Here is a 16,541-nt window from a genome sequence, read left to right on the forward strand (position 1 = left end):
AACATTAACTATTTGAATAGTTTAAAAAAAAATGATCAACTATTACTTTATGAAATATTGAAATTCTTTATTTAGAGAGAAGATACTAAATCAGTAAAAATAATTTGATCATATTTTTTAATCAAAAGTTATTTAAAGAATACATCAAATAAAAAATATAACTAAATAAATAAAAATATTTATAAAAGTTATATTTTTTTAAAAAGCTCTATAGATTATTTATTAATTTTTAGATAACCAGGTTTAAGTAAAATAATATTATTATAAATGAACTTGGAGGTATTTTTTAAACCAGAATCCGGTCCAAATTCAGAGAAATCAGGAAATTTAGCAGTGATATTAATCAACTTAGATAATAAAAATATACTTTTTGATGAAAATTGATAAATTACCTCTTCTAAAAGAAGGAATACTTCAACTATGGAAGATTTTAAAATAGATATCATGCCCATAGAAAAATCGAATTCTCGATTTATTAAAATAGAATTAAAACTATCTACATTAATTAGTACTACAACTAAAATCATTGAATTGGCTGAACCTTTAAATGATAGATTTGGTATATTTCAAAAATTAGGGTTTTATTCTGCAATAAATTTAAAAAAAATTCTTTTGAAGAATACATCTATTTTAGATATTGAAACTGATAAAAAAAGTGTATTAAATTTTGCTTGTATAACAAAAATAAATTGAAGAATAATAGTAAAACTATTATTACGCCGTATACATTATTTTTAAAATTCTTACAACATATAAATCCATTAATGAAACTATTAGCTTGAAAAATCTCAAATACTGATCAACAAGGGCTATATTATATGGATATAAGGTTTTTATTGACAACAATTATTAATAAATTTTTAGAAGGATCGTTAGTAAGTTTATATTATTTATCAATAACACTTGAAAAAGAAATAAAATTGTTGAATATGTTTTTAAAAAATACCTCTTTGAAAAAAGAGCTTTCATAAAGAACTTCTAGAAGAATGATAAATGCTTGTTTTTTTACTTCAATAAAAAAAATAAATATTCCATGGATAGTGTAAAATTAATAAAAAATTTTAAAATCAATAGATTAACCGTTTTTAATAAAAATCAAATAAAAAAATTAATATAGTGCAAATAATAACTTATTCATTTTTTTAATTTTTCATTACTTTATCAAAAATTATCGCAATATGTTAAAAATAATTTTTTCTTTAACAATTTTTTTATTATTTTTTAATATAAAAAATAGCAAAAATTTTAATGAGTTATTATCAATAATACATCAAAAAATTTATAATATTAAAAGACATAATTACTTTTTACAAAAAAAACATCTTTATAAAAGATATAATGATCAATTTATATTATCTAAAAAAAATAATTTTAAATCAATAAAAAAAGATATCAAAAAAATAAATTATAAAGTACAAAAAAAAACATTAAGTACTATAAATAATAGTGCTCAATATATTTCATTAAATGATAAAAATTTTTTTAATATTATTAAATTTATGCAATGGAAGCTAAATTATAAAACATTTTTCATAGAAAATAAATTATTCGGGTTACGTTTACATTATTTAAATAAAAATTCTTATCTATTTTATTCAAATAATGGAATATTATTTAATAATACTGAAATACAATTTAAAAAAGGATTTATTAATTTACCTATCATAAAAAATTATAAAATTTCTTCTCAGTTTAATCCAAAACGTATTAATCCTATTACAAAAAAAATATTACCTCATAAAGGAGTAGATTTTGCAACACCTATTAACACTCCAATATTTTCTGTAAGTGATGGCAAAGTGATTAAGATTAAAAAAAGTAAAACAGCAGGGAAATATGTAACTTTGCTACATAATCGAAAATTTATAACACGATATATGCATTTAAAAAAAATATTAGTCAAAATTGGGCAAAAAATAAAGCAAGGTGATTGTATAGGTTTATCAGGAAATACGGGACGTTCAACTGGACCACATTTACACTATGAATTATGGTTAAATAAAAAAGCAGTTGATCCATTAAAGCCAAATATTCATAAACAATAATATATTTTTTAATTTTTTACAAAATTAAATAGGATTTCAAATAATATTGATTTAAGATAACTAATTTCTCATTAAATTAATTTTAAACAAAAATTATTTTAATCTAGTTAAATTAATGAAACAATTTACATTAAATTTTAATATTAATACATTCATAATACAATACGGATATCTTGCGCTTTTTATAGGTAGTCTTATAGAAGGAGAAACTATTATACTAATTGGCGGGATAGCCGTTAATCAAGGTTTACTGAATTTTTATGGATCAGTTATTGTAGTGATAATTGGTGGTTTCATAGGTGATCAGTTTTTATTTTGGATAGGACGAATATATGGAGATAAAATTTTTAAAAAATTTAACCAATATAATTATTATATTATTAAACTTCACAATTTAATTCATAAATATCCTAATTTAATTGTTATTGGTGTACGTTTTATGTATGGTTTGCGTATCATCGGTCCTATTATTATAGGAAATAGTTATTTAAGATCAATTAAATTTATGATATTAAATGTAATAGGTACTAGTATTTGGGCTACTTTTTGTATCACTATAGGTTATTTTTCAGGTGCCATTATTGTTCCTTGGATTTATAAATTTAATCATAGTTTAAAGATTGTATTTTTAATTAGCATATTTACAATACTTTTTATATTTCTTCTCAATTTTTTTATTCGTGCTTATAAAAAAAAGTAGTTTTAATAAAAATTGAGAAATTTTTATTAAAAAATTAGTATATAATTAATTTTAACAAATATAATTGATATTAATTATATTTGTTATTAAAAAATAATTTTTCTATTATTTAGTTCTAAATTTAAAAGCTCTTGTATTGTTTGAGATCGACGAATTTCATAAAATTGATTTTCTTTAAAAAAAATTTCTGGTACTAAAGGTCGACTATTATAATTAGATGACATAGAAGCACCATACGCCCCTGTGTTATGAAAAATTAAATAATCTCCAACTACTATTTTAGGCATCATGCGATCTTTTATTGTTCCATCTTCAGTTTGAGTAAAAATATCACCTGATTCACATAATGGTCCTCCAATTACAGTGTTATAAGTTTGAGATGATTTTTTTTCAGTGATATGATCTCCGTTTTCTTTAATAATAGAAATATTATGATAACTTCCATACAATAATGGACGCATTAATTCTGTAAAACCTGCGTTAACTAAAACAAAATATCGTTTATAAATTTTTTTTACAGCAAATACTTGAGTTACTAGCAATCCTGACTCTGCAATCAAGAATCGACCTGGTTCAATTTCTAAATGAACTTTATGCCCAAGGTGGGATGATATTTTTTTTCTTGATAAATTCCATAAATCAAAGTAATGTTTTGTATCAATAGCTTTATCAGTTTTTTTATAAGGAACAGTTAAACCACCACCAGCAGAAATAATTTTTATATCATGATTTAAACTTAGTACACATTCTTCCATTTTTTTACATACTTTTTTTAGATGATAATAATTAACTCCAGAACCAATATGCATATGTATGCCTATTAATCTTAATTGATATTTTTTAATTGCGGATAATGCTATTGGAACATCTGTATACCAGATTCCATGTTTACTATTTATACCTCCAGTATTAGTTTTTTTATTATGTCCGTGACCAAAACCAGGATTAATTCTAATCCATATTAAATGTCCAGGTGAAATTCTACCAAGTTGGTGTAACATATCGATAGAACCTGCATTAACAGGTATTTTTAATTCGTTAATGCGATTTAAAGTAGGAATATCAAATAAATCTGCTGTAAAAACAATATCATGATTTTTTGTTTGATACCCAGCTATTAGTGCACGTTCAATTTCTCCTAAAGATACAGCATCAATCTTCACATTTAAATTTTTCATGAATTTTAAAATATTAATGTTTGAGCAAGATTTTTGCGCAAATCTTATAGTATCAAATAATTTTAGTTGATGAATTTTTTTGTAAATTATATTCGCATCATATACCCAAAATGGTTGTTTGTAGTATTTTGCTATTTTTAATAATTTTTTTATATTAGTAAACATTTTAATAAAATAATATACAGTGATTGTATTAAAGAAATATTGTTATTATACTTTTTATATATAAAATTGAACTTTTTTTTATATTTATAATATATTATTTAATTATTAATTAAATAACATAAATATGTTAACCTTATATACTGTTTATAAAACTTTTAACATAAATTTTTCAATATATAAAAACTACATAAAAAATATTTCTTTAAAAATTATATTGTAAATATACAATGATTAACTAAAAAAATTATGCAAGAAATAACATTATTTATTAAAAATCATTTAATATTATTCTTAATATGGTTTTTTATGTTTTTTTTAATTATTATTATGTGTATCAAAAATTTTTTTGCTATTGGAAAAATTATAGATAAAAATACAGCAATTGAATTAATAAATAGAAAAAATGCAGTTATATTTGATATACGTTCTATAAAAGATTATCAAAATGGTCATATAGTAAATGCTATACATATAAATTTGTTAAATTTTGAAGAAATTAAAAAAAATATATTAAAAAAATATAAAAATCATTCTATTATTATAGTTTCTATGACTGGTTATAATATAAATACATTTGCAAAAAAATTAAAAATGTTAGAATTTAAAAATATTTTTGTATTAAAAGATGGTATAAATGGTTGGAAAAAAAATAAATTACCGTTAATAAAAAATAAATACTAAAAAGTTAGGATGTTCTCCATATGATTAAAAAAATTGAGATTTATACAAGTGAAATGTGTTCTTTTTGTCATCAAGCAAAACTTTTATTGAAAAAAAAAAAAGTATTATTTAAAGAAATTAAAATTGATAACGATATTGAAAAACGTAAAGAAATGATTAATAGAAGCAATCGTAAAACAGTTCCACAAATTTTTATTGATAATCAACATATCGGGGGATGTGACGATTTATATAATTTAGAAAAAAACAGAAAACTTGATTTTATTTTAAAAAAAAATAAAAATTTTTCAATTTAAATTAAATTAATTGTTTATATAGCAATATTTGTTATAAATTATTAACAATAATAATAATTTTCTAAAATATGTCAAAATCTTCTATTAGTATTATAGGTGCAGGGTCATATGGAACTGCTTTAGCTATTACCTTAGCTAAAAATAATCAATATCCCATATTTTTATGGGGGCATAACAAAATGCATTTAAAACAACTAGAAAAAAATCGCTGTAATCAATTATGTTTTCCAGAAATTTTTTTTCCTGATAATCTTATTGTTGAATCTGATTTATCTAAAATAGTTGATATTAGCCCTACTTTGATTATTGTAGTTCCTAGTTATGCATTTAGTTCAATTCTAAAAAAAATAAAACCTCTCTTAAAAAGAGAGTCTAAAATATTATGGGCTACAAAAGGATTAGAACAAGGTACAGGACTTTTGTTACATGATGTTGCAAAAAAAATTCTGGGTAATATGATTCCTTTAGCTATTATATCAGGTCCAACGTTTGCTAAAGAATTAGCTTTAGGTTTGCCAACAGCTATTTCGTTAGCTTCGTTTAATGAAAATTTTGCAGAATATTTGCAAAAAAAATTGTATTGTGGGAAAAATTTTCGTATTTATAAAAATTCTGATTGTATTGGAGTACAAGTAGGTGGAATCGTTAAAAATATTATTGCTATTGGGGCCGGTATATCTGATAGCATTGGTTTTGGAGCAAATGCAAGAACCGCTTTAATTACAAGAGGTTTGGCAGAAATGAGTCGTTTAGGAATTGCTTTAGGAGCAAAATCAAACACCTTTATGGGAATGGCAGGTTTAGGCGATTTAGTTCTTAGTTGTACAGATGATCAATCAAGAAATAGAAGGTTCGGAAAGTTATTAGGTAAAGGAAACAGCACTTATACAGCAAAAAAAATAATTGGTCAAGTAATTGAAGGTTATCAAAGTACAAAAGAAGTTTGGATGTTATCACAAAACTTAAAAATTGATATGCCAATCACTGAACAAATTTATCAAATTTTATATTCTAATAAATCAGTACAAGAAGCAGTGTTAAATTTATTACAAAGAAAACAAAAAGAAGAAGATCAGTATTAAATAATTTTTTTTATAAATAATTAAAAAATTATAAGAGAATAAATTATGTTAGAAAAAAAAATAAAAAAAAAAATTTGGCAAAATATTAAAAAAGAAACGCAATATTTATTGCATAATGAACCTATTTTAAAAGAATTTTTTTATAATATGGTATTAAAACATGAAAATTTTGATGATTCACTAAGTTATATTTTATCGTACAAATTATCTAAATTATCTATTATATCGTTAGTAACTTTTTATAATATTTTTAAGAAAATTTATAAAAAAAAACCATCAATTATAAATTCTGCAATTTTAGATATTCAAGCGATATATAATAGAGACCCTCTAATAAATAAATATTCTACACCTTTTCTTCATTTCAAAGGTTTTCATGCATTACAAATACATAGAATTAATAACTGGTTATGGAATAATAATAGACGTGAATTATCAATTTATTTACAAAATATAATGTCATCATTTTTTTCTATTGATATTCATCCTGCAGCCCAAATTGGGTATGGGATAATGCTTGACCATGCGACAGGAATAGTGATAGGTTCTACTACTATTATAGAAAATAATGTATCAATTTTACAATCTGTTACGCTGGGTGGAACTTACAAAAAAAGTGATTATCAAAAAAACAAAAATCGTCATCCTTTGATAAAAGAAGGCGTTTTTATCGGAGCAGGTGCAAAAATATTAGGTAATATTGAAATAGGAAAAAATTCAAAAATTGCGGCTGGTTCTGTTATATTAAAAACAGTTCCTCCTAATACTACAGCTGTAGGAGTTCCAGCACGCATTATTGAAAAATCAATAGTTAATAATAGTTTTTCAGAAAATAATAAACACCAAATTAGTATATTAATTTCAGGTTTTGAATATGGTGATGGCATCTAGTTATATAATTGATCTTCCTTTTTATTTCAAGAAAACTTTAATATTTTAACGGCTACGGAATATAATTCTACCTTTACTTAAATCATACGGTGTGAGTTCAACAGTAACTTTATCACCAGTTAATATACGAATGTAATTTTTTCTCATTTTTCCAGAAATATGTGCAATAATTAAATGACCATTTTCTAATTCCACTCGGAACATAGTATTTGGAAGAGTATCTAAAACAGTACCTTGCATTTCAATATTTTCTTCTTTTATCATCGATATTTAATTCTATATATATACATTTATACTTATTAAGTATTTTTATATTGCCTTATTTTCTTTGTTCTGTAAAGAATTGATATCAAATCTTTTATGAAAATTTTAGTAAGTAAGATTTATCATACTGTAATTAAATATTTTTATCCAATATATTTTAAATTTTGCATATAAGTTTGTAAAACATTAGGGATTTGTATTTTACCATCAGACAATTGATAATTTTCTAATATAGCTACTAATGTTCTACCGATAGCTAATCCAGATCCATTTAAAGTATGTAAAAAATGTTTTTTTCCTTTTTTATCTCTATATTTTGCTTGCATACGGCGTGCTTGAAAAGTTTCCATATTCGAACATGAAGATATTTCTAAAAATTTTTCTTGTGCAGGTAACCAAACTTCTAAATCATATGTCTTATTTGCACAAAAACCCATATCTCCAGTGCAAAGCAATATCTTACGATAAGGTAACTCAAGTAATTTTAGAACTGTTTCTGCATGTTCTACTAATTTCTCTAAAGATTCATACGAATCTTCTTGATGAACAATTTTTACTAATTCAACTTTATCAAATTGATGCATACGAATCATACCTCTTGTATCTCGTCCATAAGATCCTGCTTCTGATCGAAAACAAGGAGTACAAGATACAAATTTTAATGGTAATTTGTCTATATCAAAAATTTTATTACGAATTAAGTTTGTTAATGGCACTTCACCTGTAGGAATAAGTGCATATTTTTGATTTTTATTAGATTCTTGCAGTGGTTTAATATGAAATAGTTCATCCGAAAACTTTGGTAATTGTCCAGTACCATATAAACTTGTATGATTTACTATATAAGGTACATAAGTTTCTATATAGTTATGTTTTATAGTATGTAAATCTAACATAAACTGTATAAGAGATCGATATAAATAAGCAATACTACCTTTTATTACAACAAATCTTGATCCTGTTAATTTTGTTGCAGATTCAAAATCTAATTCTTTAAGATTTTCTCCTAAACATACATGATCTTTTAGAACAAAATTTTTTTTAATGCTTTTAGGAAACCATCGAAAAATTTCTTTATTATCCTTTGAATCTTTACCTATAGGAACATCTTTATCTGGGATATTTGGCAAATCAATTAAAAAATCATATAAATCTTTTTGTATTTTTTTTAATTCTTTTTGCTTACTATTTATTTTTTGATTAATTAATTTACTCTTTTTTAAATTTATTATCTCATCTTTATGTTCTAAATCATTAGTTATAATTTTAGATAATTTATTTTTTTTAGATTGTAAAATTTCTGTTTCTATTTGTAATTTTTTTCTAGCTTTTTCAAGAACAATGAATTTCTCTTTATCTAAAAGAAACCCTCTACTTTGTAGTTTTTTTTCAACGTCGTTTAAATTTTGACGTAATGTGTTTATATCAATCATTTTTTTAACATTCTAAGTATGAAATATTAATTTATGTGTTAATTAGTTTCTTTCTTGTTAATTATCCATTAATATCTTTGATCGTCTATCATTGTATCTTTTGGAGGTAAAAATTTAAATTGATTATTAAAAATAATATTGTATTGATAATCATAAAAGTGATACTTTGTACATAAACCATCGTTTTCTGAAATAGTAACATCAGTTATTTTACCTGACGGTAAAATGTTTATTTTAAGTTCCTTAATATTATTATATATTCTTTTATTAGAGTGTATGATAAATGTATTTCTATTTTGATTAATCACATAGTCTGCTAAATTACTTTTTCTATAAAAACTTAACAATGAAAAATTTTTAAAAATTTTTTTTAGGAAAGAAACGCTAGCTTGCTTAATATTTGGTTCATAAAACCAAATTTCTTTACCTGTAGATATGATAAAACTTTCTTCTGGAAGAAGAACATGCCATTTAAACTTATTAGGAAATTCTAACCATATTTCTCCATTACTTTTTTGAAAACTATTACCCTCTTGATCAGTAACGTTTTGTGTAAACTTAACATAGAAATTACTAATTTTACTTAAGCGTTCTTTTAATATTTGAGTAGAAGAAATTGCTGAAATATTGTTAGTTAAAAAAAAAACAAAAGAACAAAAAATATTTTATATAATTTTTTTTTCATTGTTTGAATGAATCCATTTTTATAATTTTTAGATCAATATAAAAAAATTATGAATTAATTATTATTTTGTAGATTTATTAATAATATGCATTATATTATACAATAAATTTTGTTTTTGACTATAAATATAATATAATTTATGAAAAAGAATAATATACATAAAAAACTAATAATATTAGGATCAGGACCAGCTGGTTATACAGCAGGTATTTATGCTGCTCGTGCTAATTTAAATCCTTTAATTATTACTGGATTACAAAAAGGGGGTCAATTAATTACTACACAAGAGATAGAAAACTGGCCAGGAGATTTTAAATCTTTAACTGGATTATCTTTAATGGAACGAATGGAATTACATGTTAAAAAATTTAATACTAAAGTTATTTTTGATCACATTCAAGAAATTAATACAAAAGTTTTTCCATTTAAATTAACAGGAGATAAAAATTATACAGCTAATTCAATTATTATTGCTACCGGTGCATCGCCACGATATATTGGACTTAAATCTGAAAAAAAATTCCAAGGAAAAGGTGTTTCTGTTTGTGCTACTTGTGATGGATTTTTTCATGCTAATAAAAAAGTAGTGGTAGTTGGTGGAGGAAACACTGCAATAGAAGAAGCTATTTATTTATCTAAAATAGCATCCGTAGTTTATTTAGTACATCGTAGAGAAAACTTTCGTGCGGAAAAAATTTTAATCAATCGCCTAACTAAATATGTTAAAAGTAAAAAAATAGTTCTGTATAAAAACTATAAAATGATTGAAATTTTTGGAAATTCAAATGGCGTCACTGGAGCACTAATTAATTCTACATTGGATAGTAAAAAATATAAAGAATTAACTCAAATATCGGGAATTTTTATTGCTATTGGTCATGATCCTAATACAGGTTTTTTAAAAAATGATATTAAGTTAGATAAATATGGATATATTAAAATATCTCATACTCGTGAAAATTTTACACAAACAAGCGTAAAAGGCATATTTGCAGCAGGAGATGTTATCGATTCGGTGTATCGACAAGCAATTACTTCTGCAGGAAGTGGATGTATGGCAGCTTTAGATGCTGAACGCTATCTTTCAGAACAAATATAATTAAGCAATAATAATTCTAAATAATGCTTCTATTAAAAATATGACTATAAAATTAATTATATATTCAAATGTCATTTGTTTTTTTTAAAAGCATATTTTTTTAAATATATAAATTTTTTTTTATTTTTAGAAGATACAAATAAATATGAAACTATGTGATCAAGATATTGAAATATGGTTAAATAAAAAAAAAATAGTTATTTCTCCTGAACCATTAAAAAAACACATAAACGGTGCTACTTTAGATATTCATTTGGGAGATCGATTTCGTACTTTTTGTGGAAACAATGTGCCTTTTATAGATTTAAGTGGTCCTAAAAATGAACTTAGTAATGCTCTGGAAAAAATTATGAGTAAAGAAAAACACCTTAAAAAAAATGAAGCTTTTTTTTTACATCCAGGTGAACTAGTTCTTTTTTTAACTTATGAATATATTAATTTACCAGATAATTTAGTAGGATGGTTGGATGGAAGATCTTCTTTAGCAAGATTAGGTTTAATGGTACATATTACTTCACACCGTATTGATCCAGGATGGTCAGGACATATTGTTTTAGAACTTTATAATTCTGGAAAATTACCGTTAGCATTAAGGAAAAAAATGATAATTGCAGCAATAAGTTTTGAAAAACTTTCTGGACATGCAATACGTCCTTATAATTCTCGTGTTAATTCTAAATATTACAAACAAAACCATATTATTAAAAGTCGAATAGATAAAGATTAATAAAATTTTAAAACTACTTCATTGCAAAATTTTATATTTTATTTGATGTTTTATCAAGCATATTTCGTTTTTCTAATAATTGATTTTTTAAAAAAATCAATTGGTTTAAATGTTCATTTTTTTTATCAACAATTTGTTTAGGAGCATTTTTTAAAAAGTTTTTGTTTTCTAAAATATTACTAGCCTTTGCTATTTCACGGTTTACTTTTATTAATTTTTTATCTAATAATATTACTTGCTCTTCATAATTAATGTTAAAATTTTCAATATTAATAAATAACTTTGTATTTTTATCGATTGTTTTAGTTATATAATTTCCTTTGTTTTTCTCTTTTTTAGAAAAAATAAACAAATCATCAATTTTTGCTAATTTTATTATAAAATCTTTATAATCAATTATAAATTCTTGATCTTTTTTTAGACAACTTTCAAAATATACCTTAAGCAATGTATTTAGAGATATTTTACACTCATTACGTATATTTCTTATTGTACTAATTATTTTTTGTATCAATATTATTTGTTGTTTTTCTTTTAAATATTTATAAACAATATTTTCTTTAGGAAAAGGTTGTAACATAATCGTATTTTCTTTATCAAGATTTTTTTTATTTTTTATTGTTTGCCAGATTTCTTCAGTAATAAAAGGAATAATAGGATGAGCCAATCTTAATAACGATTCAAATACTGTAATTAATGTAAATTGAGTGCCATTTATTTCTTTTTTATTTTCTTTTGCGATTACTTTAAAAAATTCTAAATACCAATCACAAAATTTATTCCAAACAAAATCATAAATGAAATTTGCTGCTAAATCAAAACGATATGTATCTAAAGCTTTTCTATAATTTTTTATTAAAATATTAAATTCATGAAGAATCCAATAATCTATAACTAAAAATTTTTTATTCTTTTGTTTTTCGTTGTAATTTTTAGTATTTAACATTATAAAAATACTAGCATTCCATAGTTTATTACAAAAATTTCGATATCCATCTAATCTATTTATATCAAAATTAATATCTTTTCCATTAGATGCAATAGCTGTTAATGTAAATCTTAATGCATCAGTTCCATAAGCACTAATACCATTAGGAAATTTTTTAATGGTGTTTTCAAAAATTTTTTTAGCAATTTTTGGTTTTATCATATTAAAAGTGCGTTTTTTTAAGAGGTCTTCAAGAGAAATACCATCAATTAAATCAAGTGGATCAATAACGTTTCCTTTCGATTTTGACATTTTATTTCCATACTCATCGCGAATTAATCCCGTAATATAAACATTTTTAAAAGGAACTATAGGATTACCATGCACATCTTTCATTATATGTGTAGTTATCATAATCATTCTAGCAATCCAAAAAAATATAATATCAAAACCGCTAACTAATACATTAGTTGGATGAAACTTTTTTAAGAAATTTTTTTCTTGAGGCCACCCTAAAGATGCAAAAGTCCACATACTTGATGAAAACCATGTGTCTAAAACATCTTTGTCTTGATTTAATTTTAAATCTTTAGATAAACAATGTTTCAAACGAATTTCTTTTTCGTTATTTCCTACATATATGTTTCCTTTATTGTCATACCATGCAGGAATACGATGACCCCATAGAATTTGACGAGAAATGCACCAATCTTTAATATGATACATCCAAGAGTAATATAGATTTTTATAATTTTTTGGAAAGAATTGAATTTTTTTTTCTTTAACAACTTGAATAGCTGTTTTGGATAGAGCATCAACTCGTAAATACCATTGATTCATTAACATAGGTTCTATAATAGAACCACTACGATCACCATAAGGTATCATTAAATCATGTAATTCAATTTTTTCTAAGAATTTTTGTTTTTCTAGTTTTTTTACTATTTTTTCTCTAGCAGAAAAACGATCTAATCCTATTAAAAAATAAGGAACTTTTTTAGAAAAAAGTTTTTTTGAAAAATAGTTATTATTATAAATTTTTAAAACATGACGAATGCTACAATTTTTAGTAAAAATTTTAATAACAGGTAAATTGTGACGATTACTAACATCATAGTCATTGAAATCATGAGCGGGTGTTATTTTTACACAACCAGTACCTTTTTTAATGTTTGCATGTTCATCAGCAATAATAGGAATAGTACGATTTATAATCGGTACTATTGCTGTTTTTCCAATTAAATGTCTATAACGTAGATCTTTTGGATTTATTGCTATAGCTACATCCCCCAATAATGTTTCAGGACGAGTAGTAGCTACTACTAAATAATTTTTTTTTTCTGTAGTTTGATTCTTTTCAGTAAGAAAATATCTAATATACCACATTGATCCTTTAATTAGCTTGTTTTCTACTTCTAAATCAGAAACTGCAGTTAGAAGTTTTGAATCCCAATTAATTAATCTTTCTTTTTTATAAATCAATTTTTCATTATATAAACGAATAAAAACATCTTTAACAGATTGTGAAAAATTTTTATCCATTGTAAAACGTTCACGAGTCCAGTCAATAGAGTTTCCTAAACGACGCATTTGATTTGTAATAATTTGACTTGATTTTTCTTTCCATTTCCATACTTCTTCAATAAAATCGTTTCTTGAATAATCATTAATCTTTTTTTTATTATCAATATTAATTTGATTTTTTACAATTATTTGTGTAGCAATTCCTGCATGATCAGTTCCCACTTGCCATAAAGTATTATGGCCACTCATTCGATGATATCGAATAATAATATCCATTATAGTCTGTTGGAAGGCATGCCCCATATGTAAATGACCAGTAATATTTGGAGGAGGTATAACAATACAGAAATTTTTTAATTTACTATTATTAGTAGGCTTAAAATAACCTTGTTCTTCCCAATTTTTATAAATTTTTTGCTCAATTTCTTTAGGACTATATTTTTTTTTCATTTTTATAATGTTTTTTTATTTTTTAATAAATAAATGAATTCTTCATTTTTCATAAAATCTGTAACGTTTGTTTGTTAATATTATTATTTTTTCATTTTTAGAAGTAAAATTAATAATTTTTAAAAATTTTTCTTTTAAAGAGTTGCATATTTTTACATAAATTAATCAATATACTATATTTAAAAGTATTCTTTTTTTTTATCATGAGATTTCTACGATTGAAAGAATATTTGTTTTTTTGTAGATAAATGATAAAAAATAAAACAGCTTAATAGATATATCTAAAATAGTTTATTTAATAAAATGGTTCACTTTCTGTTTTGATAAAATATTAAGAATTTTTTCTAACACATTGGATCCTAGTTTAAGTGTAATATATTTTATATATTCAGCTTCATTTATTAAAATTTTTTTATTATTTCATAAATAAAAACATAGATTTTCATAAAAATTTTCATTTGTTTTATTAAACATTATTTTAATAAACTTTTAACACGATTTAATAGAAACTGAGATATAAGTGGGATAGGACGACCAGTAGCTTCCACTTTTTTTTCTTCATTTGTAGCTGTGCCTGCAACATCCAAATGTGCCCATTGATATTTTTTTACAAAACTTTCTAGAAAACAAGCTGCTGTAATTGCTCCACCCATACGACCACCGATATTATTTATATCTGCAAATTTAGAATTAAGCTGTTTTTTATATTTTTTAAAAATAGGTAAATGCCAAACATAGTCTAAAGTATATTTTGATGCTTTATATAACTCGTTTATCAGATAAGTACTATTAGAAAAAAGACCACTTATTTCTGTACCAAGTGCTACTGAACAAGCTCCTGTTAAAGTTGCAATATCAATAACAATTTCTGGATTAAATTTTTGTACATAAGTAAGAACGTCACATAAAACTAATCTTCCTTCTGCATCTGTATTTAACACTTCTACAGTTTTTCCTGACATGGTTGTAATAATGTCACCTGGTCTCATAGAACCTTTCCCTATCATATTCTCACAACATGCTAATACTCCAATTACATATAAAGGTAACTCTAAAGTAGCTATCATATTGATTATACCATATACTGCTGCTGCACCGCACATATCATATTTCATATGTGACATTGATTCTGCAGGTTTGATTGATAATCCTCCAGAATCAAAAGTTAAACCTTTCCCTATTAATATTATAGGGTTTTTTATAGATTTTTTAGAGTTATTATATTGGATAATTGACATTATAGATTGATTTTCTGATCCAGATCCAACTGCTAAATATGCGTTCATACCTAACAATTTCATATCTTTTTCATATATATTATATGTATGAATATTATTATAAATATTTTCCATTTCTTTAGCTTTATGACTAATATATTCAGCATTACAAATGTTAGAGGGTAAATTGCTAATATTTTTTGCAATATTTATTGAAGAAGCAATTGCTAAAGCGTGTTTTATAGCAATTTTTCCAATAGAAAAATCACTCTCTTGTTCAAGATGAATAATTATTTCATATGTATTGTTGAATGTTTTTTGTTTATTTTTATTTAAGCTAAAAATATAAGTTTTTTCATAAAAAATTTCTATAAATTGACGTATTTTCCAATACAAATCTCTTTTTTCAACGTTTAATTCATTCAAATAAACAACAACTTTTTTCATTGACATTTTATTTAAATTTTTTACAATTGTACAAATAATTTCTTGATATTGATCATCGTTAATTTTATTTTTTTTTCCACATCCAATTAATAAAAATTTTTTAGATATTATATTAGGAATATTATACAATATTAAGGATTGTTTAATTTTTCCTTGCATTTCCCCATAACTTAATATTTTTTTTATATAACCATTACTTAAATTATCTATCATTGTAGCTGAATTCGATAAATTTTTTAGAGAAAAAATGCCTGTAACTATACAATCAATATGCTCTTTTTCTATATCAAATTTTTTGATATTAAATATCATATGTTTTCCTAAATTTTTTTATAAAAACAATTTTATATATATATAATAAATAAAGTTATGTCAATTAGTGTTAAATTAATTAGTCTAATAAAATTTATAAGTTTATTATAAAAATATATTAAAATTTCTAAAGCAATTAGAAATTATACTGAATTTAATAATTAGCAATAATGGTTTAAAAAGTTTTTTTTAATTTTATATCAAGATGATAAATGAAGATTCATTAAAAACTTACTTAAATTATTATAATATTTATTTTATTGTTATATGTTGTAATTACTTTTAAAGTAGTTCAATAGTAATCATGCAATCACGATTATTTGTTTTTTTATATTTAATATAATGTATTCTAAACTTATTTTTTCTTTTAATTATAATAACATTAATTATATAAGGATAAAACTATTCACTTCTATA

At 23.2% G+C, this 16,541-nt stretch carries 16 protein-coding genes; 10 read left to right on the top strand and 6 right to left on the bottom strand.

Going from position 1 to position 16,541, the window contains the following annotated elements; all coding sequences use genetic code 11:
* Nucleotides 1-420: 420 nt before the first annotated feature.
* The 4 genes from TGUWTKB_RS03430 to TGUWTKB_RS02490 all read left to right on the top strand — a co-directional run bounded on the left by TGUWTKB_RS03430 (nucleotide 421) and on the right by TGUWTKB_RS02490 (nucleotide 2,745).
* Nucleotides 421-693 carry a hypothetical protein gene (locus TGUWTKB_RS03430; protein WP_041063266.1) on the top strand — a complete coding sequence of 91 codons (273 nt, stop codon included), beginning with the start codon at nucleotides 421-423 and terminating at the stop codon, nucleotides 691-693.
* Nucleotides 694-818: 125 nt separating this feature from the next.
* On the top strand, nucleotides 819-971 hold the full coding sequence (locus TGUWTKB_RS03415; protein WP_158499409.1) for a hypothetical protein: 153 nt from the start codon (nucleotides 819-821) through the stop codon (nucleotides 969-971).
* A 207-nt stretch (nucleotides 972-1,178) separates the two neighbouring features.
* Entirely contained in the window at nucleotides 1,179-2,045 is an 867-nt protein-coding gene (locus TGUWTKB_RS03345; protein WP_052459568.1) for a peptidoglycan DD-metalloendopeptidase family protein, read from the top strand.
* 115 nt (nucleotides 2,046-2,160) lie between these two features.
* Nucleotides 2,161-2,745 (top strand): DedA family protein, encoded by a 585-nt coding sequence (locus TGUWTKB_RS02490; protein ID WP_041063268.1) that lies wholly within the window; start codon nucleotides 2,161-2,163, stop codon nucleotides 2,743-2,745.
* 86 nt (nucleotides 2,746-2,831) lie between these two features.
* Here the strand turns inward: TGUWTKB_RS02490 and lysA are convergent, their stop codons facing one another.
* A complete protein-coding gene (gene lysA / locus TGUWTKB_RS02495) occupies nucleotides 2,832-4,088 on the bottom strand; it encodes a diaminopimelate decarboxylase (protein ID WP_041063272.1) in 1,257 nt (418 codons plus the stop codon).
* A 306-nt stretch (nucleotides 4,089-4,394) separates the two neighbouring features.
* Between lysA and TGUWTKB_RS02500 the strand changes: the two genes are divergently transcribed.
* The 4 genes from TGUWTKB_RS02500 to cysE all read left to right on the top strand — a co-directional run bounded on the left by TGUWTKB_RS02500 (nucleotide 4,395) and on the right by cysE (nucleotide 7,038).
* Nucleotides 4,395-4,769 (top strand): rhodanese-like domain-containing protein, encoded by a 375-nt coding sequence (locus TGUWTKB_RS02500; protein WP_158499410.1) that lies wholly within the window; start codon nucleotides 4,395-4,397, stop codon nucleotides 4,767-4,769.
* 23 nt (nucleotides 4,770-4,792) lie between these two features.
* Nucleotides 4,793-5,065 (top strand): glutaredoxin 3, encoded by a 273-nt coding sequence (gene grxC, locus TGUWTKB_RS02505; protein ID WP_102007741.1) that lies wholly within the window; start codon nucleotides 4,793-4,795, stop codon nucleotides 5,063-5,065.
* 68 nt (nucleotides 5,066-5,133) lie between these two features.
* Complete coding sequence (gpsA, locus tag TGUWTKB_RS02510) at nucleotides 5,134-6,147, top strand: NAD(P)H-dependent glycerol-3-phosphate dehydrogenase (protein ID WP_041063278.1); 1,014 nt, start codon at nucleotides 5,134-5,136, stop codon at nucleotides 6,145-6,147.
* Nucleotides 6,148-6,192: 45 nt separating this feature from the next.
* Nucleotides 6,193-7,038 carry a serine O-acetyltransferase gene (cysE, locus tag TGUWTKB_RS02515; RefSeq protein WP_041063280.1) on the top strand — a complete coding sequence of 282 codons (846 nt, stop codon included), beginning with the start codon at nucleotides 6,193-6,195 and terminating at the stop codon, nucleotides 7,036-7,038.
* A gap of 45 nt (nucleotides 7,039-7,083) precedes the next feature.
* On the opposite strand, the gene infA is transcribed toward cysE, so the two are convergent.
* From infA to lolA, 3 genes are all read right to left on the bottom strand, one after another.
* Nucleotides 7,084-7,302: a translation initiation factor IF-1 gene (infA, locus tag TGUWTKB_RS02520; RefSeq protein WP_041063281.1), complete on the bottom strand. Its 219-nt coding sequence runs from the start codon at nucleotides 7,300-7,302 to the stop codon at nucleotides 7,084-7,086.
* Between the two features lie 143 nt (nucleotides 7,303-7,445).
* Nucleotides 7,446-8,735, bottom strand: a complete 1,290-nt coding sequence (gene serS / locus TGUWTKB_RS02525) for a serine--tRNA ligase (RefSeq protein ID WP_041063282.1) — start codon at nucleotides 8,733-8,735, stop codon at nucleotides 7,446-7,448.
* 68 nt (nucleotides 8,736-8,803) lie between these two features.
* Complete coding sequence (gene lolA / locus TGUWTKB_RS03400; RefSeq protein WP_082018170.1) at nucleotides 8,804-9,397, bottom strand: outer membrane lipoprotein chaperone LolA; 594 nt, start codon at nucleotides 9,395-9,397, stop codon at nucleotides 8,804-8,806.
* Nucleotides 9,398-9,559: 162 nt separating this feature from the next.
* Between lolA and trxB the strand changes: the two genes are divergently transcribed.
* Both trxB and dcd read left to right on the top strand, forming a co-directional pair.
* A complete protein-coding gene (trxB, locus tag TGUWTKB_RS02535) occupies nucleotides 9,560-10,519 on the top strand; it encodes a thioredoxin-disulfide reductase (protein ID WP_041063286.1) in 960 nt (319 codons plus the stop codon).
* A 145-nt stretch (nucleotides 10,520-10,664) separates the two neighbouring features.
* On the top strand, nucleotides 10,665-11,246 hold the full coding sequence (gene dcd / locus TGUWTKB_RS02540) for a dCTP deaminase (protein ID WP_041063288.1): 582 nt from the start codon (nucleotides 10,665-10,667) through the stop codon (nucleotides 11,244-11,246).
* Between the two features lie 31 nt (nucleotides 11,247-11,277).
* Here the strand turns inward: dcd and TGUWTKB_RS02545 are convergent, their stop codons facing one another.
* Together TGUWTKB_RS02545 and TGUWTKB_RS02550 are read right to left on the bottom strand one after the other, a co-directional pair.
* Complete coding sequence (locus tag TGUWTKB_RS02545) at nucleotides 11,278-14,148, bottom strand: valine--tRNA ligase (protein WP_041063290.1); 2,871 nt, start codon at nucleotides 14,146-14,148, stop codon at nucleotides 11,278-11,280.
* Nucleotides 14,149-14,621: 473 nt separating this feature from the next.
* Nucleotides 14,622-16,124: a leucyl aminopeptidase gene (locus TGUWTKB_RS02550; protein WP_041063292.1), complete on the bottom strand. Its 1,503-nt coding sequence runs from the start codon at nucleotides 16,122-16,124 to the stop codon at nucleotides 14,622-14,624.
* Nucleotides 16,125-16,541 lie beyond the last annotated feature (417 nt).

Source organism: Candidatus Tachikawaea gelatinosa (genome assembly GCF_000828815.1).
Taxonomy (GTDB): domain Bacteria; phylum Pseudomonadota; class Gammaproteobacteria; order Enterobacterales; family Enterobacteriaceae; genus Tachikawaea; species Tachikawaea gelatinosa.